Consider the following 21,477-nt stretch of genomic DNA (forward strand, 5'->3'; position numbering starts at 1 on the left):
GGTGCCATTTCTCTAGCTTTTCTGCAGGCTTCAGAGGCCTGAATCTTGAATATAGAAGAACTATAGAATCTGAACGGCAAAAGTGAGTAATTGGGCAGGGGGTCTGTGGATAAGTAGGCCCCATCAATGCAGACGGAATTACCCCTCACCGGTCATCTGAAGAAGGCGTTCAGTCCGACATAAAGTCTGGCCTCAGTTCGTGGCTCGGTTCTCATCATCCAGCACCTGAGCCAGTACCGCCAATGGATCGACGCCGATGGCGCGTGCCACCGCGACATATTCGTCCACCGCCAGCATCCGCTCGCCGGTTTCGTAGCGCGAGACATAGGCCTGCTGCCAACCGAGCCGTTTTGCCAGATCGACCTGACGCAGCTTTGCGTCCCGGCGCGCCTCGGTCAGCGCAGCGACGATGCGCGCATGTAGCTCGGGCAGGGCGGGAGAGACTGGCATGGCATGGCACTAGCGCGGCTTGATAGGAATGCGGAAAGCGTATATTGTCGAGCCATCGTCACGAGGAGGCCGAACCTCATGGGACTGTTCAATCGCATCGCGTCGTTCTTCGATGACTGGCACACGCCCACCGCCGCATCGGCGGTGGGTGATACCCCGACGATCAACCCGGCTACGGGGCTGCCGATGACCGGCGGCGTCGACGTCGCCGGCAATCCGTTCGGCACCGATCTGTCGAGCCACCATCACGACTACCAGCAGCTCGATCCGCATCGTTCAGGCTCGGCGTTCGACGATCATTACACCACGTGGCATGATCCGTTTATGAACGGCATGGGAGGCGGACATGACCCCTGCCGCGACTGATGCGGTGCCTTGGTTCGACTGGTTGCTTGCGCGCTTCGAGGTCGGCCGGTTTGCGGTGGTGCCGTTCAGCATCTCGCTGTTCGCCGCTCCGATCAGCTGGCCGATCCTGTCGCTGTCGCTGTTCGGCGGCAGGCGTTCTACAATCGTGGCGGTGGTTCTGCTGGTCATCTGGGCAGTGCCGGTCGGGCTTGATCAGGCGCGGGGCTGGTGGCTCGGCCGCCATCCCCATGCTTCCCCACGCTGGCTGCGCGCTGTCCGCGCCGCGATCGGTGATGCGGTGTTCGACGAGGCGCTGGCGCATCTCACGATCCTGCACGGTGATAACCCCGGCTACCGCATCGAGCGCGCTCATCTAGCCAATGCGGTGCAGGTGGTGTGGAATACGAGGCGCAAAGGTCGGCAGCGGGCTGAAGGCGTCCGTCTCGATGATGCCGCGAGGCAGGCGTGACGGTGTCGCGATTGTACCGCCTCGGTGACCTCGTCGGTGTCAGGATGTCTAGCGGTAGCGACGATTTTCCTGACCTCGCGACCGAGCAGACCGTCGCACTCGGTGCGCTTGATCCGCATCGCGTTGTGACGCTGCTTCGTGCAGCTGATGCTACTGGGTTCTTCACGCGCGAGGAGCCTCACAGCGGGGCTACAGAGCCCAATGTCCGGACTTAGCATGTGCGGCTATGCCATGGTGGCAGAGCGCGCCTGCGGGCCTTTCCAGAACCGCTTTCGGACCTCGCGACTGCGGTATTGATCCGGCTGGCCCGCGGCTGTCTTTGCGCGCGCCGGGTGATGGGTATCGAAGAGGTATCGCAAGCGCTCCGTGATACGGTCGCTGCCTCTCGGGCATCGCTCGAAAGTACCGCCTTCGATCGTGAACTTGAGACAGGCCGCGAGCAGGAAAACCAGCCTGCCGGGGACGGGATCGTCTGCGGCGTTTTGGGATGGTTCAGGCCCCGCGGTGTGCGGTACCACGAGGATATCCGGTCCACGTCGGAGATTACGCCGGCGGACTGGTCGGCACTGCTCGATCATGCCGATGCGATCGACTTTTCGATCGTCCCGAACCGGCGCCGGCCGGGCCGTCCGATCACATCTTTCATCTCGCCATCATGGCCGGAAATCGTCGCCGCGAGCTCGCGATCAATGACCCCTTCGAGACACCCGAACTCGCCCCATCTGATCACGCTGACCCGGCGCGCCATGCGCGACCGCCAAGTGCTGTCACCGGACATGTTGAACGGCGTACAGTTCGCCGCCTTGGCAACGGCATGGCTGGACGCGCGAGCGGGCGATCCAGGCGACGATCCGAGCCGCTGACGAACGAGATAACCGCATGACCGACGATGGCGATAACGCATGCCTGATGAGACGCCGCTACCGCAGGACGCAGAGCCGCCCCGCAGCCTCCCGGCCAACATCCTCGACGCCCTCGACATGGACGGTGTTGGCGAGATTGATATCGCATTCGAGCGACCGTCCAGCCATCCGCGTCCTGCCACGTTCGACTGATCGATCGGCAGGACGGATATCAAGGCGATTGGGTGCTGCCCCGCTTATCGGGGCAGATATGGTCTGCTGGCCGGCTGTCACGCCGGCCCGAGGCCCCATGGAATGCCAAAACGATGTCGAACTCAGTAAATCGACCAAAGACCCCATCACGATCGGCAAAAGGGAAAAAGCACACACTACGCTATGCATAGCGTTTAGGTGCCATAGTTAAATGCGTAGGATTTCAATTGGGTAGCCGAATATCCTGTGGGTAGCGGACCGATCAAAAGCTGATCGTGATGCAATCAGTGATATCCGTGGTACGGATATCAGCCGGATATCCGCTGGATTAATCATGGTATTGACATCGATAACTTCGACATGGGGGTATCGATGGCGAAACTGGAGATATCGATCGGGTTCAAGGTCGATCGGGAATACGATGCACAGCTCGATCAAGCGCTAGCCATCACCGGTGAGGATCGTGCGACATTCGTGCGGGAAGCGGTCCGTTTCGCGATGACCCGTACGATCAAGGGATCCGACCCGTCTGACAGTGAACCGGAGCCTACGGCCCAGTTCAGCTTTGAGGATGCCGCGGCGACGATCCGCTGGCTCGAACAGACGCTTATCGATTTCAAGCAGGTGGCGGGCGAGCATCAACGCCAATCGGCCAATCTGCGGAAATTGGAACGCGACGATGCGAACGCAATGCACCGTGCTCGCGCCGAGTTCTTGGAAGGTTATCCCGAGCGGATCATGAAGAGCCAGAAGCCGGTCCATGACAAGCTCACCGAGTTGTCCGGCAAGATGGATGACCTGCCGGGTGTCGCCGACATTTTTGGCGGCCGTGACACGGATCGAGGGGGAGGTTGTTGCCGCATTGGCGAGCATGGCGGAAGCCGCCCAAAAGGACCGCAAGACGGCAGCCGCCGAAGCCAGGGAAACACGTGCCCTGATCGAGAAGGCAATGGCGGAGCCGCGTACGCAAAACACGATTGATCTGGGTGACAGAAGTTATTTCAATCTCGGCCTGCTCGCGGGTATTTTCTGGCTCATCTCCGTGGCGGTGCTTTACGCCATCATCATGCTCCTGCCGGCGGACTGGATTGCGGTCAGAACCGCCAATCACCTGCTTGGCGGCGGTCAGCAGGCGGTTTGCCAATTAGTGAAATTTCGCGAGAGCACTGACAACTGTCGCTACCAGATCAATGGCAGGAAGGGTGTCATCAAGGTCAGCGCGGACCTGGACACGGATCAGTGATCCGCCCCAATTCGATCGCCTCGCCCAGCGGCGCAGCGGCCTATTACGCGAGAGACAATTACTACACCGCCGACGAGGGGCAGGCGATGAGCGCGTGGGAAGGCGAGGGCGCGGCCGCGCTCGGCCTTGCCGGTCAGGTCGACGCGCAAACCTTCGGCGACATCCTGTCCGGTCGTTTGCCGGACGGCAGCGTCATTGATGCCAGGCAGGGCGAGCACCGCGCTGGTCTCGATTTGACCTTCTCGGTATCGAAGTCTCTGTCGCTGGTGGCGCTGCTCGGCGGTGACGACCGCATCGTCGCGGCGATCAGGGCATCAGTCACCGCGACGCTGGCTTGGGCGGAGAAGAACCTCGTCGAGGCGCGGGGGATGGAGGGCGGACGGCAGGTCGGCGTGAAGACCGACAATCTGGTCGTCGCGACCTTCCTCCACGACGTCAATCGCAATGGCGAGCCGCAGCTGCATGTCCATGCCATCGTCGCCAATGCGACGCGGCGGCCGGACGGTCAGTGGCGGGCGATGCGCAACGATCCGTTCTTCGATCGCCAGACGGTGCTCGGCACTATCCATAATGCCGACCTGCGCGCCCGTATCGAGGCGCTCGGCTACCGTACCGAGCCCGCCCAAAATCCCATCGCTGGCTCGTTCGAGATCGCCGGTGTTCCGCGTGCGACGATCGAGGCTTTTTCCACCCGTTCGGCCGAGATCCGCGTAGCGCTAGAGACCCGCGGTCATGGTTCGGCGCGTGAGCGTGAGATCGCAGCGTTGAGCACTCGGGTGACCAAGACGCCCGAACTCAGCGCGAAAAGGCGCGGAAGCGAGTGGGCGGCGCTGGCGGTGGTTGTCGGGTTCGATGCGCGGGTGCTGGCTGAGCAGGCAATGGCGCGGGGGGAGCAGCAGGAGACGATGTGGTCGCGCGTCGTCGAAGGAGTGCGCGGAATCGGAGCGAAGGGCATGGCGCTGGCCGCAGCAATGGGGCTCAGCCCGCGGGACGGCGACCCGCTGGTGCCTGAACGGCTCGGCCGGCTCGATCCACGTGCGTTTGCGGCCGCGCAGGCGGTCGCATCGGCGTCGCGTGAACTATCCGAGCGCGAGGCGGCGTTCGAACGCTTCGATCTCATTGGCGCCGCGCTCGAACGTGGCGGACCGGTACTGGTCAGCGATGTCGAGGCGCGGATCGCGCTGCTCGAGAAGAAGGGACTGCTGATCGGCGATGGCGGGCGTCTGGTGACGCCGGAAGCCACGGTTCGCGCTGAACAGGCCATGCTTGATCTGGCATCGCTGGGCAGGGGACGGGTAACCCCGGTGTTGAATGCGATCTCTGCGGCTGTCCGCGTCCAGCAGGCCGGATCGGAGCTTGGCCTGCGTCGGCTCAACCCCGCACAGGAAAAGGCCGCGACTCTGATCCTGTCCTCCTCGGATCGGATTGTGGTGGTGCAGGGCGTGGCGGGGGCGGGCAAGTCGGCCGCGCTGGCGCCAGCCGCGCAGGTCGCCAGAGCCGAGGGGAGGCCGGTGCTGGGGCTCGCCATCGCCAGCACGATTGCCGCACAGCTCAAGCGCGATATCGGCACAGACAGCATGACGGTCGCAGGTTTCATCGGACGCTATCAGAAAATCCTCGATGGCACGGCCTCGCCTACTCATCTGGCCAAGGCAAAAGACGCCATTGCCGGTGCGATCCTGCTGGTCGACGAGTCCTCGCAGATCGGCACCAATCAGATGGCCTCGCTGATCGGCATCGCCAACCGGCTGGAGGTTGGACGGCTCGCGCTGATCGGCGACACCCGCCAACTGGGTGCGGTAGAGGCAGGCAAGCCGTTCGAGCAAATCCAGGCGAACGGTCATGCCGTCGCCGAGATGCCGGAGAACCTGCGCGCCCGCTCGCCGATGATGAAGGCGGTCACGGCCATGCTCAACAAGGGCGACATGCGAGGCGTCTTTGCCCGGCTGCAGTCGGTCACGCACGAGGTGTCGCGTGATACCGTGCCTGAACGAGCCGCAGCGATGTGGGCGGCGTTGCCGGCCGCAGAGCGTGACGCGACGCTACTGTTGTCATCGGGACGGGCAATGCGCTCGGCAGCCAATGAGGCAGCGCAAGGACAGCTGAGGGCAATGAGCGCGATCGGCACCGAGGCTCACCGGTTCAACGTGTTCGACCGGGTGACGGTAACGAAAGAGGCAGCGCGCGATCTGCGTGCCTACCGGGAAGGCCGGGTCGTTGAATTTCAGACCAACCTGCCCAGCCAGCAGTTGATGCGCGGGCAGATCGGTGTGGTTTTGTCGAGTGAGAAGGGCGTCGTGCGTCTCGCCATGCGGGATGGTAGCGAGCGATTGTTCAAGCCGGCACGGCTACCACGCAATCTCACCCGAGACGCGGTACAGGTCCATGCGGTGAAGACGATCGATCTGCACGAGGGTGATCGTATCCGCTGGACCGCGCGCGATCCGGCGCGCGACATGCTCAATCACGGGCTGGCGAAGATAGAGGCGATCGGGGACGGGATGGTGACAGTGTCCTCACTCGCCGACGGGAGCGTCCATGAGCTGCCGCGTGGCGATCGGATGCTCGAGCGGTTCGACCTTGCCTATGCGCTTAATGCGCATATCGCGCAGGGCGTCACCACGCCGCATGGCATCGTCATGATGAGCGCCGGCGAACCCAAGCTCGCATCGGCCAGGACCTTGCTCGTTGCAATGACGCGGATCGCTGACCGGGCGACGCTGATTGTCGATAGCGGGCGTAATCTCGAACGCGCGGTGGCGCGCAATCTCGGTGCCAAGACCTCGGCGCTCGACGTCGCCAAGTCGGTGCCTGAGAAACACCTGTCGCTTGACGGACCTCTGGGCGCACGGGAACGTTCCCGAGATTTCGGTATGGAGATGTAGCGCGATGGAGCTAGTCATCCTGTTTTTCACGCGAAGCGATTTTGCCGGTGTCGCCAGCACCCGCGTTCACCGCCCTGCCAAGCAGTTCGAAGCCATCCTTGACCAGCTATTTGGAGAACATGTCCGGACTGACGGTGCTTTAGGTATCGACCTCTGGTGCGCTCTCGCTGGTGTCGAATGGCGCAACCGGGAAGGCAAGACGGTATGTTATTCGCATCGCTGCGCGGGCGACGTCGTCGCCTGGGTACGCGAGGAAGGATGCTATCTCGAATGGTATGCCAGCGGCGAGGAGGGAGAGGTCGCCGACTGGATCAGTGACGCGCTGCGTGACGCGGGCTGGTCATGGTCCGCACCGGAGCGTGACCGGGCGAAATCAAGCCTTGACGCGGGCACATCCTGGACGATTCCACCCGCATGAAGTGATCTGCCTCCACCGATGCTTGTGCCTGTCGTCGGAGCGGCTAGTGGCGTTTACAGGACTATACTGACGAGAGAGGTGAATACCAGTTCTACCGAATGCGCGACAACGGCCTGCGCGAACCGATTAACGCCGTACTAATGAACAGAGTGCGGGTCGCCGAAGGTAGTGAGGTCGAACCGACCGCGAGCATCATTGACAGCCAGTTGGTGAACGCCACTGAAGCCGGCAGGCCGCTCGGCTACGACGCCGGCAAGAAGGTCAAAGGGCGCAAGCGCCACATCGTGACCGACGCGGCTGGCGACCTGGCTGAACGGGACTGCGATGGCGCGTTGGAACTTATCAAATGTTGCCGGGACGTCTATCTCTCTCGCTCGCTTCTTTGCCGATAGCGGCTATGCCGGGCAGAAGTTGCAAATGCCGTTGCGCACCTCGACTGCCTAGCCATCGAGATCATCAAGCGTTCCAACACTCGGCGCTTCGTTCTCCTGCCCCGTTGCTGGATTGTCGCGCACTATTGCTTAGCTCAACCGATGCAGACGTCTCGACAGCGACTGGGAGGTTTCCGCCACTTCTTCCAAAGCTTGGCTTGTCATCGCATCCATCAGGCGAATGACACGTCACCTCACAAAGCTCGAATTATGAGTCCAGCTCTTATAAAGGTCGTAAGCGGGGATGGATTTTTCGGGGTAGAACGCGCAGGAACGCGACATACGAGAACCGCTTTCGGTCAGTCGTTTATATACGGCCGATCAGCATCACGCCGGCAGGATTCATGACCAGAGAATATGACATGACCGTCACCGAGAACAGTGTCTGGCCTCAGTTCAGCGAAGAGGAAGTTCAGGCCGTGGCGGACATCGTCCGGTCGAACAAGGTAAACTACTGGACTGGACAGATCGGTCGAGCATTCGAGCAAGAGTTCGCTGATTGGGCGGGCACTTCTCATGCCGTGGCGCTCGCCAACGGCACATTGGCGCTTGATGTTGCGTTGAGGGCGCTTGGCGTAGGGCCCGGAGACGAGGTAATCGTTACACCGCGCACGTTCATTGCCTCCATCTCCTGTGTAGTAAATGCAGGCGCTGTTCCAATCTTCGCTGACGTCGATCGCAACAGCGGCAATATCAGCCCTGCCACTATTGCGCCCTGTATAACTGAGCGTACCCGCGCTATAATTCCGGTGCATCTGGCGGGCTGGCCCTGTGACATGGACGGAATCATGGCACTGGCCGCGCAGCACAACCTTGTTGTGATCGAAGATTGTGCGCAGGCACATGGTGCCCAAGTCGGTGATCGTAGCGTCGGCAGTATCGGTCATGCCGGCGCCTGGTCGTTCTGCCAAGATAAGATCATGACCACCGGCGGGGAAGGCGGCATGGTCACGACCAACGACAAAGCTTTATGGTCTACGATGTGGTCATTCAAAGATCATGGTAAAAGCTGGGAAGCCGTGTACGAGCGCGAACACGCACCCGGCTTTCGTTGGGTTCATGAGAGCTTCGGCACGAATTGGCGGATGCTTGAGGTGCAGGCCGCCATTGGTCGAATTCAGCTGAACCGTATGGCGGAATGGACGCGTCGTCGTACGGAGATCGCCATGCGTCTTTCCGATGCACTGGCGCGCCATCTCGACGTCGTGCGCGTTCCGGCTCCCATGGCTCGAATGCGCCATGCTTACTATCGCCTATACGGCTATGTCCGACCGGAAAATCTCGCCAGCGATTGGTCGCGCGACCGGATTGTTGCTGAGTTAAACGCGGCAGGAGTGCAGGTGCTGCACGGCACCTGTTCGGAAGTTTACCTTGAAAAGGCGTTCGATGGCACGCCTTGGCGCCCGGAGGCACGCCTGCCGAATGCCCGTGAACTTGGAGAGACAAGCCTGATGTTCCTGACCCACCCGACCATGAGCGATGACGAACTGGATCGGGCGGCAGACGCCATCGATAGCGTGTTAGGTGCGGCAGCGCGTTAACCCTAGACAGGGCCGGCAGTGCCGTTCACGCGCGGCCGGACCCGTTTCTAATGTATCAATTGTTTGCTTCGGGTTGGTTGCCCGTAAAAGGCCGCATGGTCGCTTCCCCCTCCGCCGCGATGCCATCACGTACCAGCACTTTACGTACGGTTAGCCATAGAATACGCAGGTCGAGGCCGAAGCTGTAATTGTCAACATACCAGGTATCGAGCGCGAACTTGCTGTTCCAATCGAGCGAGTTGCGACCATTGATTTGTGCCCAGCCCGTCAGCCCGGGGCGGACGAGATGTCTGCGAGCCTGCTCCGCGGAATAGAGCGGCAGATATTGTACCAGTAGCGGACGTGGGCCTACCAAGCTCATGTCACCGCGAACCACGTTCAGCAGCCCCGGCAGTTCGTCGAGACTGGTTGATCGTAACAGCCGGCCAAACTTTGTGAGGCGCAGGTGATCGGGAAGCGGGTGCCCCTGTTCGTCCACGGTATTTAGCATCGTTCGGAACTTGAACATCGCAAACAGACGGCCGTTCAACCCAGGGCGCACCTGCTTGAACAAGACGGGTCGGCCCAGCTTAACCGCCACTAGCACTGCCACAACAGCCAGCACGGGGCTGAAGACAACCAATGCAGCCAAAGCCGCGACCAAATCAAAAGCGCGTTTCACGTTCGTTGCATCCACCGTTTCATGATGGGAGCCGATAGAGGTCAGGCGGGCATCGGAACAAGGGCAACGCCTGCGCCACACGCGATCAGCGTCGCGCACTATCGCGCGCGCGGCGAACCTGCTCACCAGGCGCAAGCGGCTCGGAAGGACGATAGCTGCGATCTAGGCGATTGTTAATCCTGGATTGCACCCGATTTTCGATCCGTCCGCCAACGCGCCCCATCGGCGTTATGCCCGCTTGCCTCGCAATCTTGTCTGAACTTTGCCGCTCGCCAGCAACATCCGGCTCAATGAGCCGCGTCTCCACCGACTGCGGCGGCGCATCGGGATCGGCAGAGACTTGCTGTGCGGCACCAGGCGCGGCGATCACCAACGCAGTAACAAGAGCAGATAAACGCATCGTCTTCATACTCATCAGGCAATTACCATGCCACCCCGTGTCTGAATGGGAGATAGCTGCGGTCAGGAAAACACACTTGAAACCCCGTCAGCGTTGAACCGACGCTGGGCGCACAAGAGCCTGCGTCACTTGGCCCGCCACGCTCATTAATCGCTCGGACGGCTGCACAATCAGCGTCAGCATCTGAACAGGGCAGTTGATCGGGACACGCACCATTCCAGTAAATCGATCGCGGCCAGGTGTCACATCGACCCGGCCCAGTTCGCGCCCATCGGCACAGGAAAGCGACCAGTAAGGAGGGGATGCATCGGTCTGTTCGACGCTAGCTGAACCTTCAATTATATAATCCCCGGGTGAGAGCACCTGCATCTGCCTGAGCACGGGGCCGCCTGTCCCAGGCGACGTAGCGAAATCAAATCGGCCACCCCCTGCCGACATCTCTAGCGTGGCGGTGAGAGCAGGGTCGTCTTCCGAGCGCCAGTCGAACTGTGTCGGTGCGCTGTGCCGCTCGGTGAACCGAGGATTGCGTGAGGTTTGACGATGAACACCAGGGTGCAAGAGAGCGTAATAGTGCCATGCGGCTTCAGCATTGCCGCTCGTCAGTAAAGCATCGGTGACACGTCCGTTGGCCAATTCCGGCACTACAATATTTGCCCGACGCATGGCACTTAACAGGGCAACCGTCGCTTGTGGATCTGAGCTCGCAGCCGCAACATGACTAACAAAGTCGCTACCCCACGGCGGCTTCGTCGCTAGCATCCGCACAAGTTCTTGTCGAACGGAGGGTTCGACAATCGCGCTGGAGAGCACAGGATATAATAGCTCTCCTGCCCTTTTATTCGTGCGTAGCGCCAAATCATATTGTCTCAGTACGCCCGGAATATCACCCCGGACGACAGCATCCTCGATCCCCCACAATTGGGTGCGCAGATCTCGACGGGTTAATTTTTGCACATAAGCAAAGGTGCTCCGAGCGGCGACCGTGTCGCCACGAATTTGTGCGTTCAAACCAAGCGTCGACAGCGCTGGGATTGCGATCGCGTCCCGTCGCAGCGCCGCGCGCGCTATCGTATCCGCGCGAACGCGATCCTGCGCAGTCGCTTCTGGCCCTGAAAGGTGACTAGCGAATGCTGCGGCAATGCGGCCGTCTCTTGGAGCTAATTCGTACGCCCAAGCAGGGGACGAGTCGCGAACCGCATTCGCCAGGGAATGGCTGATCGTGCCATAACCAAGCCACGCGGCGCTCGCCGCCAGCAACGCGCGCACGCCCCATTCCAGAGGAGACCGGCGTTCTAAGCCAAGTTTAACGCCCGGACGCGCCATCATCCGTTTGCCCCTTTGCTTTGGCGCCACGCTCACGACCGTAGCCATAACCGTAATCATAGCCGTAGCCGAGATGCGCTTTGCGTGCCTCGAACTTGGTCAGAACGCCGCCAAGTACACGGGCGTTGGCACTCGCTAGCCGCCCGAGCGCCGTCTTGACCATCGTTGCTCGAATACCATGTGACTCGACCGTAAAGATGACACCTTCTACCCGGCTGGCGATCAACGGCGCATCGGCCAGCCCCATCACTGGCGGTGAGTCGATCACAACATGGTCATAGGTTTCTAGCAGGCGCTCGATCAATAGCGCTAGGCGATTGCCGGTCAGCAACTCGGCGGCGTTGGGCGGGATAGGCCCAGCCGACATAGCATCGATCCCTAAGTCCTGCATTTGGAACAGCAGCGGCGCAATACTGTCTTGGCCACTCAGGAAATTACTGAGCCCGTGATCGTGATTTACCCCGCCCAAGAAGTGGACCGAGGGCGATCGCATGTCGCCATCGACCAAGATGACCTTACGCTGCGCGCGCGCCAGCGTGGTCGCGATCGCCAAGGCTGTTGTGGACTTGCCTTCGGCGGGGCGAGTTGAGGTGACGGATAGGGAACGCGGCACGCCATGTTCGGTCGTGAAGGCCAGATTGGTCTGCACGGCTAGATAAGCGTCGACAAGATCCGACTTACGGTCGAGCAGCGCGTCGCGCGGTTCCGCGCCCTCTACCTTGGGCACCGAGCCTAGCAATGGCAACCCTAGGCGGCGCTCCACTTCCGCAGGATCCGCAATTGCTTCGTCAATCTGTTCAAGCAGTAAGGCAAGGCCGGCACCCAATAACGTGCCTGCGAGTAGTGCAATCAAAAGGTTAAGTACTAACCGTGGGCTGGAGGGGGCTTGCGGTATATCGGCGGGATCCACCACCGAAATGTTGTTAACCCCAACACCTCCCGCGACTCCGATCTCCTTGAAGCGCTGCAACAGCCCTTCGTACAGCGTCCGATTGGTATCTACTTCCTGCTGATAGATATTGTACTGGATCGAGCGTCGGCGCAGGTCGAGATAGCTTGCCTTCAGCTGCTCCACCCTTGCCTGCAGGCCGCGCTCCCGCTCGACGGCACTGCGATAATCAGCCTGAATCGATCCCGCAACGCGTCGCTCCTCGTTGGCAATGCTGCGGTCAAGTTGGTCGAGCTGCGACTTGATCTGACGAGCGGCTGGATATTCCGGCTCGAACTGCGTCATTAGCTCCTGATATTTGGCTGCAAGCTCTGCCCGGCGCTGGCGAAGCGCGTTAATGGCACCGTTGCGTAACGCCTCGGTCGACGTGCCGGCTCCACCGGTTTCGCGATAGCGTGCCTCGGCCGCAATCCGGTCTGCCGTCGCTTGTGACAAGGCAGTGTTTAGCGACGCCAAGTCGTCGGCAACGATCGAACGTCCGGTGGTGGTATTTTCCCCTGAACCTTGAGCTGGCAGGTTGATGATGCGTTGTTGCGAGGCGTACCCGACCAGCTGGCGCTGCGACTCGTCAAGCCGCTGTTTCTGCTGCGCAAGCTGTCGCTGGAGCAGATCGCGGCCATAGGAGGTCGCCTGAACCTTGCGCTCCAGATTGGTCTGGATGAAATTCTCTGCCCACGCATTAGCAACCCGCGCGGAAAGCGCAGGATCAGGGCTGGTGAAACGGATTTCAACCAAGCGCGACATCCGGGCTGGCTCCACACCCAGGTGGCGAAGCAGGAGTTCACCGGCGATCCGCTGCCGCTCGGCCCGACCCGACGCTGGGTACCGACCGTTGATCTGCTGCAGTGCTGGCTCGCTCTCGGCGGCGCCAAACACCTCGAAGAACCTGCCGTCATCCACCAGCCGAAGTTGGGTTGCCACCCTTTCAGCCAGCGAGCGGGATTTCAAAAGTCCGTACTGCGTCTGATAGAACTCTTGGTCAGCGGATCCTTCCTTGCGATCTACGCCTTCAAAGTTCGTCACCTGCCCCGATTCACGTGAGACTTCGATCGTGGCAGATGCTGTGTACTTGGGGGTCATCAGCAACGTAACGATCAGCGCGATCAGCATTGATGCTGCAACCACGCCCAGGATGACGTAACGCCAGCGCAGGGCGATGCGTAGATACTGCCGTACTAGTGGCATTTCCTCGGCAATCGGGGCACGCTTCTGGCCAATCGGCAGAGTCGAAGTTATATCGTTCATGCCGGGCCTTTAATTCAGGATGGTAATCAACGGTGCCACAAGCAGCGGAGAGGCCGCTATGATGTCACGGAACAAGCGACGCTGCGGCGAATCTCCGACGATAATTACATCATTAGCGTAAATTGCTGGATCAGGGTAGGCACCGCGCCGTATTGCCGCGACATCGTACAGGCCTGCCATGCGATGATTACCCACCGTGCGCAGGACCACCACCTCTTCCTGTCGTGCAAATTCGGACATGCCGCGTGCTGAGGCAATAATACGCATAAGTGTCATTTGATTGGTGACCGGATAAAGCCCGGGCTCATTCACCTGACCGTCGATTGTCGCCACCTGACTAACCGAATTTTTAATATTGACGATCACTTCTGGATTGCGGACGTAATGCTGGCGAAGTGCCACCTCGATCGCCTCTGCGAGCTCAGCGGCAGTACGGCCGCGCGCATCGATCGTGCCGGCCAGCGGCATGGCAATCCGCCCGCTGGCATCTACTTGAATCTCGCGGCTCAACGCGGACACGTTGAACACGTCGACTTCGATGGTATCGAGCGGGCCGATCAATGCGGGTCTATCTCCCGCGGTCAGGTCGCCGCGGTCGGGTGGCGGCAGCACCCCGTTGGTATCCACCACCGTCAGCTGCGGCGTAGATGTCAAAGGTTGTGGGGTCGCGCACCCGGTCAGCAACGTCGCGACAAGAAAAATGGTACTTAATGGTCGCATGCGTTGCAGCTTACCTGGCAAGATCATCAAGCGGACACCTATAGGTAGGCGCCTTTGTGGCGTAAAGTGGCTGCTCCGTCCGACGCAGGGCTACTCAGCCACCATGCGGCGATCACCAGCACGGCCATGATCATCGGCGTTCGTACGGGATAGTCGAATAGGCTGGCTATAAGCATCAGCCCTATGATTGCGGATCCCAGCCGGGCTAACATAGCCTCGGCTCCCCGGCGCCATGCCCAAAAACTTGCAACACCCCACCACCCAATTGCCGTGAGCAGCAGCAGCGCGCCCGGCAATCCTGCGTCCAGCACGACCTCCAGCAGATCGTTGTGCGCGTGATTGAAATAGGTGAGCTTGAGCAAGCCATATGGTTCATAGATCCGAAAAATTGGGTCAAAGCTTCCAAGGCCAGATCCTATGGGAAAATAGGCTTGAATCATCTCCATTACCGTGGGCAATGCTTGGCCGCGCATATCTTGGCCTACGCCGCTCGCGAACACGCGGTTGATTGACACTGCGCGGTTGGCAGCAAAGGAGCTAAGCACGACGATAGTAAGCATACCGACCACCATTGCGCCAACGGTCGGTAACACCCAGCGCGGATAGCGTCGCAACTCACGACGAACATCATTCCAAACAAGCGTGGACGCCATCACCAGAGCGAGCCCGCACAAGAGTAACCCGGCCCGCGAACCGGTCGCCAAGATCATCAGGATGAACAACACCATCATGCCAAGCGCGGCCACCATCCGCCACTGCGCACCACGCCTGCTGCGAACTGCCCAGACCGGTGCGAGGACGCAGCCGATCGCTAGAAATAGCGCTAGATGATTGCGGTTTGCGAACGACGCGCTGATCTGCCCAACCGTGTCGTTGATGAGCGGGTTGTTGAACCGCGATCCTGAGAATTGCAACAGGCCAAGCAAAGTCGACGCGGCAATCAAGCTGAGCAACAGCCCGGGCATCCAGCGCTGTTCCGCCTCGCGCATGCAGATTAACAGCGCTAGCATGGCAAAGGGCACCACCAGCGAACCCGCGGCATTGACCGCGGCATCAGGCACGATCGCCAGAGGACGCCACGGCTGCGCTTCACCGGTAATTGCTGCCGCATCGCTCAGCATTGCGCGACCGGGTAGCGCCTGCCAGATCGCTGGGGGCAGCGGCACTATTTGGGCCAGCGCCAAGGCAAGCGCCAATATTAAGAAAATCGTAACCGGGCGGTGACTGCCGATCATTGGATGTGGCGCAAACAGTGCAAGAAGGCACAATGCTGCCCAAGCCGCGCCCCGCACGACCACCTGTCCCATTACGTCTGCCCGTGAGGCGCCGCCCGCCGCCCACAGCACAAGGAGGAAGAAGAGAGAAAGAATAAGCACGGGTCCGAGCCCCGCCGTGAATGACAGGGTCGGCCGGCGCATTGCAGGCGGGTGCGAACTGGAGCCAGACTTCTGCCGCTTCATGATACTATTGCCTCTGGCGGAGGTAGGCGGGCGTCATGCCCTGCCATTTGCTACCCAATCGACGATGTCGCTAGTGGGCGTGAACTCCACGACATTCTTCTGCAGCAACGTGCGGGCTCCCGATACATCGCCGGCTGCGATCATTTCAGAAAGTCGCGCAAGCTGTTCACTGATGCGAGACCAGGGCAGGCTATGTTCGGTAGCCTGCATAATTCGTGGGTGGGCCGTAGGCATGGGACTGTTGCCGATCAGCAGTTCTTCGAACAGTTTCTCGCCCGGCCGCAAGCCAACCGTCCTGATCTCAATATCGCCTTCGGGGTGGCTGGCATCACGCACAGTAAGTCCCGACAGACGTACCATATTGCAGGCCAGATCATAGATCCTGACAGGATCACCCATGTCCAGCACGAAGACTTCGCCTCCTCGCGCCATCGCGCCAGCCTGCAGCACCAACTGCACCGCTTCGGGGATGGTCATAAAATAGCGCGTGATGTCTGGGTGAGTAATCGTGATCGGTCCACCCTTTCGAATTTGTCGAGTGAACAGCGGCACGACCGAGCCGCTCGAACCAAGGACGTTGCCAAAGCGCACCATCGAGAAACAGGTCCGCTGTGCTGCCTCTGTCTGGCTCAGCCCCTGGAGCACCAGTTCGGCCAAACGCTTCGACGCCCCCATGGTATTCGTGGGGCGCACCGCCTTGTCGGTGCTGATGAGGACGAAATCACGCACGTCATACCGGGCGGCGAGTTCCGCAATTACTGCTGTGCCGATCACGTTATTGCGCAAACCTTCCAGTGGATTGTGCTCCACAAGCGGCACATGCTTGTAAGCGGCAGCGTGAAAAATCATGTGTGGGCGCCAGGCGGCTAAGATGCTATCCATCCGCAACGCATCAGTGACAGACGCCAGCAGCGGCACGGACATTTCAAACCCTATCGCCTGCAATTCATTATGAATGGCGTAGAGCGCATACTCGCTGCGCTCTACCAGAAGCAGGCGGCGCGGCTTCATGGCAGCGATTTGGCGACACAACTCACTGCCGATCGATCCTCCCGCCCCCGTCACCATGATGACGTTGCCCGTAACATGCTCGTGGAGAGCCCCGTCATCATAGGGCACGGGTGGGCGCTGCAGCAGATCGGTAATCGTCACCTCGCGTAAATCACTGGCCTGGAACGTGCCGTGTGCCAGATCCATCAGTCCCGGAAGAATGCGGACACGCAGCTCCATCGACTTCAGCCGCTCGATGATCTCCATGCGTCGAGCCCGCCGCGCCGTAGGTATAGCAAGAAGAACGTCAGTGACGCCCTTTTCAGCGACGAGCATCTCAAGATCATGCGGCGCATAGACGCGCCGTCGCCGAATTTGGCTGTTGTGTAGAGAATTGTCATCGTCGATGAAACCTACGATCCGCATCTCGTCGCTAATTGCCATTGCCTCGGCGATCTGCCGGCCGGTTGACCCCGCGCCGTAGATAAGCGCCCTAGCCTTGCCATGCGCAGCGCGGATGCCGCGATACTGGCGGCCAAGCAGCAGACTGGTTGCCCCGCGAGAGGCGGCGACGGCGATAAACAGCAGCGCTGGTTGCATTAATCCCACTGTGCGTGGGATCAGCTCAAACCCGTATGCCGTGATCAACGCGGCATAGCCCAGCGCATATACGGCGCATGCGATCGCACAGGACACGATCGCGTCGGCACCGGCATGACGAAATACGATCCGGTACAAGCCGAAAGCCGCGAACACCGGAATGGCGAGCGCGACCGACAGCCCCACTGCAAGCATGGGGCGGCCGTTCAACGGTACCCATTCGCTGAGGCGCAAATAATAAGCGATCCATACCGTAAGGGCGCACAGTGCGACGTCCACACCGATCGCAATCGCCCGCTTTAAGGAACGCGGGAGGGCCAGCAATGGGTTGGCAATGAGACGCATACGGTTACCTAGCAGCGCATTCGTGACCATGCTAAAACCTTCTGCATCGGGCCGTCGGATTCTCCCGCGCAAATACAAGGTGACGAAGGCGTAAGTATTACTATCGTTCGATTGGTCGAGCGGGATTTCCTATAACAGTCACACCAGCAGGCACATCGCGTGTGACCACCGCCCCCATTCCTATTACTGCCCCGCGGCCAATACGTCGAGGTGAATCAGGTGTGCCTTGCTTCAATATCGCTCCGGTGCCGATATAGGCATGATCCTCGATATGAACGTTGCCGTTACATTTGACCCCTGGTGCGAAAGTAACAAAATCACCAATAACGCAATCGTGAGCCACATAAGAATAGATATTGGCATGAAAATGCCGACCAATTCGGATTGTCGAGGTTAAATGTGTGAATGCGCACAAAATGGCGCCCTCTCCGATTTCGACATCGTCCAGTACCACCACGTTGTCCGAGCGGACCTCGGCGATGCCAACGCCTGCATCAGCGCAACGCCTCACAAGTTTCTCACGAATAGTAGAGTTCGCAATCGCAATAACTGCTAACTTTCTTGCGTAAGGCAATGCCAAAAACATATCAAAAGACAATACGCCATTGGTCCCTGCCGAGGGACCGTCATCGACATAGAATAAATCTGCGGTCGCGCCATGCTGTGCCCGCACGAGCGGCATGACCTCACGGCCAAAACCGCTAAACCCGTAAACTGCTATGCAGCTTTTTTGTATGTTGCTCATATGATCACACGTAAACTTGGGAGAACTGAAAAGCCATCAAAACCGCGCACGTTATTACAAACCCAGGTGCTGTCGCGCGGCGCACACCCAAGCGATCCCATGGCAGTACTGCTATTAAGGGCATGATCCAAAACGGAGTTTGCCGAAAAGCCACGATTGGCGACGTTGCAAAAAACAGAAGAACATACAAGGCATACGATACCAGAACATATATGTTCAAGATGCGTGATGATTCATTTTGCGCATATATAAACGCCATCACCAACATCGAGATGAACACCAAAAAGATATAATGGCCAATCTGTGTTACCGTACCTTCTCTAACATCAGTGTAAACTTCGTACTTTGATATTACCGGAATGGATTTAATTATATTGTTAAAACTTCCGGAGAGGCTTGGGAGTAATACACAGAAAGCTATAATTACTAACGCGACTTTGAAATAGTAGCTTCTGGGGCGGTTTGAGCGAAGTATCGAGGGAAGATTGCGCTCAAAATAAAGAAGCATCATCGCCGGCGCGGCCAGTAAGGCCGATATGTGGAACGACGCAGCCATTGCCAAGCACAGCCAGGCAATGGGGCGTCGATTGATCGCGTATCGCACGCCGATGGCAATAAGAAAATAGGCCGGCGTGGCACGCAAGGTTACAAAGGCAAGCAACGGCCCCAGCACGGCAAAGGTAAACAGGAGCGCTTGCCAGGAAGTACGCCGCGGCGGATAGGCGACTAGGGTCGCCAGCATGAACACGACACCTAACATGTAATGGGCAAATATGATGGCTGACAGCACCGACCGAGTTAGCCAGTGTGCGGCCAATAGATTGAGGTTCGAAAAAAGCTCGAAATAAATCCAGCTGGGGGGCGGATAATAAACTAGCGCGTCTAGATAATACACGTAGGTGTCAAAGTCAGCGTAACGTGTCGGGTCGGTGAAGACACCAAATAGCACTATCACAAGCGCGATCGTGCCATAGGTCATCCAATAGGATGCTCCGTTTTCAGTGCGTAAGTGAACAAAAGGATAATTTTCTACAGCGCCCCTTCGCTCTGTTTGCAAGTCGCCCGACGTGACATGCGGCCGCAGCCTTGCCGCTTCCCCGCTCATCAAACTGGCTGCCGTCGATTAGTGCGGCCGACCCCGTCTGCGATAGCTGCGGCAATATTTCCGATCGTGCGCGACCGATCGCTGCTTGCCAAAACATAGGAAGGCACCCGATAAGCGAGCTTGGCCAGTTCGCCGAGCCGCCAGCGGGGCGAAATATGCTGCTCGCGAGCAAGCCATAACGTGTTGCGTACAATAAAATAATGCCGCACTGGCGAACGGTGGATCGGGCGATAGCGGCCGAGAAGGTTGATACCTTCGTCGCCCATGTCGTGCTCGAGCACCGCGTCGCGGACAAGCACTGTTTCCAGCCCCCGGGCACGTGCACGGAAGCACCATTCGTGGTCGATCCCGTCGATAAACAGTGGCTCCCACATCGGGCCGACGCGTTCCCAGCCAACCCGCGTCAGCATGGTGCCCGATGTGGCAAAACTCGCATCGCCGGCATGATCACCGGTACCAGCCATTGCCTTACGATCGCGTAGCAGTGGCGCGACGCACGCTAGCGCGCGGCCCTCGGCCTCGATCTGGGCAGCGGTGGCGAGCAGCGCATCGAACATGTCGAGGGTTGGGCGGCTGTCCTGATCGAGCAGAAGTACATAGCGGCTACCGGCATTCATGGCGGCGCCGATCCCTTGGTTCAGCGCCCTCGCAAGCCCAAGATTTCGCGGATTGGCGACCACTTGCACCTTGGCGCTCAGCGCTGCCCGCCCCCCGACGTTCCCAATCGCGTTTATAACGGCGACGACAGGAATGCCCCAGTCCGCCAGCTTGGAAAGGTTGGCCAGATCGTCATCGCCTGGATGGTAGAGTACCACGACGATCGCGGCGCCGGCGCGGGCTGCACTGGCGTCCGGTGTGTGGTCTTCGGAATTCATCGCAACAAACTGCCCTGCTGCCGCGTGCGTCCGGCTCGGACGCACTATGGACGGGAAATGCCTACATCGCTGCCGGTTTTTAGAAAAGCCGTCAATGGCAAGCCGCCCTCTCGGGCACGCCCCGTCAGATCATCCTAAGTGCGATGGCTACGCGCAGTTGAGCCACATAGGCGGGCGTGCGTCGGAACCGACGGGCCTGAAAGATCAACCATAGCCGGTCTAACAGGTTGCCACGAGACACCGCGTCAAGCACGCGGCGCTCTTCGGCGTTGTTTACCACCACATGCCGCAGCCACAGGATATGATCGCGATACCAGCTAGAACGCATCACCTGCAACTTCGACAGCAGTTCGCGGGTGCCGCGCTTTGCACCATATTGATTGCCGCCATGCTGACGATACAGGATTTCCGCTGCGGAATCCCTGACCCATTTCAATCCACGGGAACGGCAGATCGCGTACATGATCCAGTCATGCGATGGATCATTGCAGAATGCTGGAGCCTCGGCCATCACTGCGACCGCCACAGTAGCCGCCCGCCGCGTAAGGACATAGGTACACCCCGCGGAAGCTCCCTGAAAAAGATAGTCTAGGTCCGCCGGCTGGCCTGCTTTGTGCAGCATCCAGGCGCTGCCCACAGCGGCATTGTACGCAATGAGATCGGATGAGTAGCCCTCCGCGCCTTCCTGGGCCAGCCGGACGGTGGCATGTGCAAGCTTGTCCGGTGTCCAGACATCGTCCTGATCAGCAAAGGCAATATAATCGTGTCGCTCAGGATCGATCGCTCTTAGCAAGGCAAAGAAGTTGCCGTTTGCAGAGCCGGTCGACACCCCCAGATTATCGATGATTGTGATGCGGTTGGGATAACGTGCCACCCAATCACGTAGAATGGCGGGCGTGGCGTCGGTGGACCCGTCATCGCGGGCATAGACGTGAACGTCCACCCCGCGCTGCCACAAGATCGAAGTCAATTGCGTTTCGCAATAAGCGGCGCCGTTGTAGGTGGCCAGCAGTACGGCGACCGATGGGACCGCAACAAAAGGAGATACCATTCGCAACCCTAATTAACCCGTCCGAAATACCGGCGGGGTGCTGCCAATAGGTATGCCCCTAATCAAGCCAGCCCACAGCGGCAACCGACCAGCGCCATTGACCGCAAAAAGGTAGCATGCCGTCGTGGCGGGTAGGCGACAATGCGTTGATTTCGCCACCCGGACATTTCA

At 59.6% G+C, this 21,477-nt stretch carries 22 protein-coding genes; 10 read left to right on the forward strand and 12 right to left on the reverse strand.

Going from position 1 to position 21,477, the window contains the following annotated elements; genetic code table 11:
• Positions 1-192: 192 nt before the first annotated feature.
• Complete coding sequence (locus tag NPJ82_RS17900) at positions 193-450, reverse strand: helix-turn-helix transcriptional regulator (RefSeq protein ID WP_342659369.1); 258 nt, start codon at positions 448-450, stop codon at positions 193-195.
• A 78-nt stretch (positions 451-528) separates the two neighbouring features.
• Here NPJ82_RS17900 and NPJ82_RS17905 point away from each other — a divergent pair, with 78 nt between their 5' ends.
• The 10 genes from NPJ82_RS17905 (at position 529) to NPJ82_RS17950 (ending at position 8,837) form a co-directional block, all read left to right on the forward strand.
• Positions 529-816 carry a hypothetical protein gene (locus tag NPJ82_RS17905; protein WP_342659370.1) on the forward strand — a complete coding sequence of 96 codons (288 nt, stop codon included), beginning with the start codon at positions 529-531 and terminating at the stop codon, positions 814-816.
• Complete coding sequence (locus tag NPJ82_RS17910) at positions 797-1,264, forward strand: hypothetical protein (RefSeq protein WP_342659371.1); 468 nt, start codon at positions 797-799, stop codon at positions 1,262-1,264. The genes NPJ82_RS17905 and NPJ82_RS17910 overlap by 20 nt, the downstream gene beginning before the upstream one ends.
• A 293-nt stretch (positions 1,265-1,557) precedes the next feature.
• Positions 1,558-2,127 carry a hypothetical protein gene (locus NPJ82_RS17915; protein WP_342659372.1) on the forward strand — a complete coding sequence of 190 codons (570 nt, stop codon included), beginning with the start codon at positions 1,558-1,560 and terminating at the stop codon, positions 2,125-2,127.
• Between the two features lie 39 nt (positions 2,128-2,166).
• Positions 2,167-2,319: a hypothetical protein gene (locus NPJ82_RS17920; RefSeq protein ID WP_342659373.1), complete on the forward strand. Its 153-nt coding sequence runs from the start codon at positions 2,167-2,169 to the stop codon at positions 2,317-2,319.
• 372 nt (positions 2,320-2,691) lie between these two features.
• Positions 2,692-3,300, forward strand: a complete 609-nt coding sequence (locus NPJ82_RS17925; RefSeq protein ID WP_342659374.1) for a hypothetical protein — start codon at positions 2,692-2,694, stop codon at positions 3,298-3,300.
• Entirely contained in the window at positions 3,269-3,562 is a 294-nt protein-coding gene (locus tag NPJ82_RS17930) for a hypothetical protein (RefSeq protein ID WP_342659375.1), read from the forward strand. The genes NPJ82_RS17925 and NPJ82_RS17930 overlap by 32 nt, the downstream gene beginning before the upstream one ends.
• The gene (mobF, locus tag NPJ82_RS17935) at positions 3,559-6,447 is read left to right on the forward strand and encodes a MobF family relaxase (protein ID WP_342659376.1); all 2,889 of its coding nucleotides are present in this window, start codon (positions 3,559-3,561) and stop codon (positions 6,445-6,447) included. Before NPJ82_RS17930 ends, mobF begins: the two co-directional genes overlap by 4 nt.
• A 4-nt stretch (positions 6,448-6,451) precedes the next feature.
• On the forward strand, positions 6,452-6,865 hold the full coding sequence (locus NPJ82_RS17940; protein WP_342659377.1) for a hypothetical protein: 414 nt from the start codon (positions 6,452-6,454) through the stop codon (positions 6,863-6,865).
• Positions 6,866-6,963: 98 nt separating this feature from the next.
• A complete protein-coding gene (locus tag NPJ82_RS17945) occupies positions 6,964-7,257 on the forward strand; it encodes a transposase (protein WP_342659378.1) in 294 nt (97 codons plus the stop codon).
• 401 nt (positions 7,258-7,658) lie between these two features.
• Entirely contained in the window at positions 7,659-8,837 is a 1,179-nt protein-coding gene (locus NPJ82_RS17950) for a DegT/DnrJ/EryC1/StrS aminotransferase family protein (protein WP_342659379.1), read from the forward strand.
• Positions 8,838-8,892: 55 nt separating this feature from the next.
• Here the strand turns inward: NPJ82_RS17950 and NPJ82_RS17955 are convergent, their stop codons facing one another.
• From NPJ82_RS17955 to NPJ82_RS18005, 11 genes are all read right to left on the reverse strand, one after another.
• Entirely contained in the window at positions 8,893-9,498 is a 606-nt protein-coding gene (locus tag NPJ82_RS17955) for a sugar transferase (RefSeq protein ID WP_342659387.1), read from the reverse strand.
• Positions 9,499-9,583: 85 nt separating this feature from the next.
• Positions 9,584-9,913 (reverse strand): hypothetical protein, encoded by a 330-nt coding sequence (locus NPJ82_RS17960; RefSeq protein ID WP_342659380.1) that lies wholly within the window; start codon positions 9,911-9,913, stop codon positions 9,584-9,586.
• 72 nt (positions 9,914-9,985) lie between these two features.
• A complete protein-coding gene (locus tag NPJ82_RS17965) occupies positions 9,986-11,224 on the reverse strand; it encodes a hypothetical protein (RefSeq protein ID WP_342659381.1) in 1,239 nt (412 codons plus the stop codon).
• Positions 11,202-13,415, reverse strand: a complete 2,214-nt coding sequence (locus NPJ82_RS17970) for a polysaccharide biosynthesis tyrosine autokinase (RefSeq protein ID WP_342659382.1) — start codon at positions 13,413-13,415, stop codon at positions 11,202-11,204. The genes NPJ82_RS17965 and NPJ82_RS17970 overlap by 23 nt, the downstream gene beginning before the upstream one ends.
• Before the next feature lie 9 nt (positions 13,416-13,424).
• The gene (locus NPJ82_RS17975; RefSeq protein ID WP_342659388.1) at positions 13,425-14,162 is read right to left on the reverse strand and encodes a polysaccharide biosynthesis/export family protein; all 738 of its coding nucleotides are present in this window, start codon (positions 14,160-14,162) and stop codon (positions 13,425-13,427) included.
• 11 nt (positions 14,163-14,173) lie between these two features.
• Positions 14,174-15,595 carry an O-antigen ligase family protein gene (locus NPJ82_RS17980; protein ID WP_342659383.1) on the reverse strand — a complete coding sequence of 474 codons (1,422 nt, stop codon included), beginning with the start codon at positions 15,593-15,595 and terminating at the stop codon, positions 14,174-14,176.
• 33 nt (positions 15,596-15,628) lie between these two features.
• Entirely contained in the window at positions 15,629-17,560 is a 1,932-nt protein-coding gene (locus NPJ82_RS17985; protein WP_342659384.1) for a nucleoside-diphosphate sugar epimerase/dehydratase, read from the reverse strand.
• 70 nt (positions 17,561-17,630) lie between these two features.
• Positions 17,631-18,275: an acetyltransferase gene (locus NPJ82_RS17990; RefSeq protein WP_342659385.1), complete on the reverse strand. Its 645-nt coding sequence runs from the start codon at positions 18,273-18,275 to the stop codon at positions 17,631-17,633.
• A 4-nt stretch (positions 18,276-18,279) separates the two neighbouring features.
• Positions 18,280-19,254, reverse strand: a complete 975-nt coding sequence (locus tag NPJ82_RS17995; protein ID WP_342659386.1) for an EpsG family protein — start codon at positions 19,252-19,254, stop codon at positions 18,280-18,282.
• Between the two features lie 125 nt (positions 19,255-19,379).
• Positions 19,380-20,255 carry a glycosyltransferase gene (locus NPJ82_RS18000; protein WP_342659353.1) on the reverse strand — a complete coding sequence of 292 codons (876 nt, stop codon included), beginning with the start codon at positions 20,253-20,255 and terminating at the stop codon, positions 19,380-19,382.
• 124 nt (positions 20,256-20,379) lie between these two features.
• Entirely contained in the window at positions 20,380-21,306 is a 927-nt protein-coding gene (locus NPJ82_RS18005; RefSeq protein WP_342659354.1) for a glycosyltransferase, read from the reverse strand.
• Positions 21,307-21,477: the final 171 nt, after the last annotated feature.

The sequence above is a fragment of the Sphingomonas sp. NY01 genome, from assembly GCF_038809135.1.
GTDB lineage: Bacteria > Pseudomonadota > Alphaproteobacteria > Sphingomonadales > Sphingomonadaceae > Sphingomonas > Sphingomonas carotinifaciens.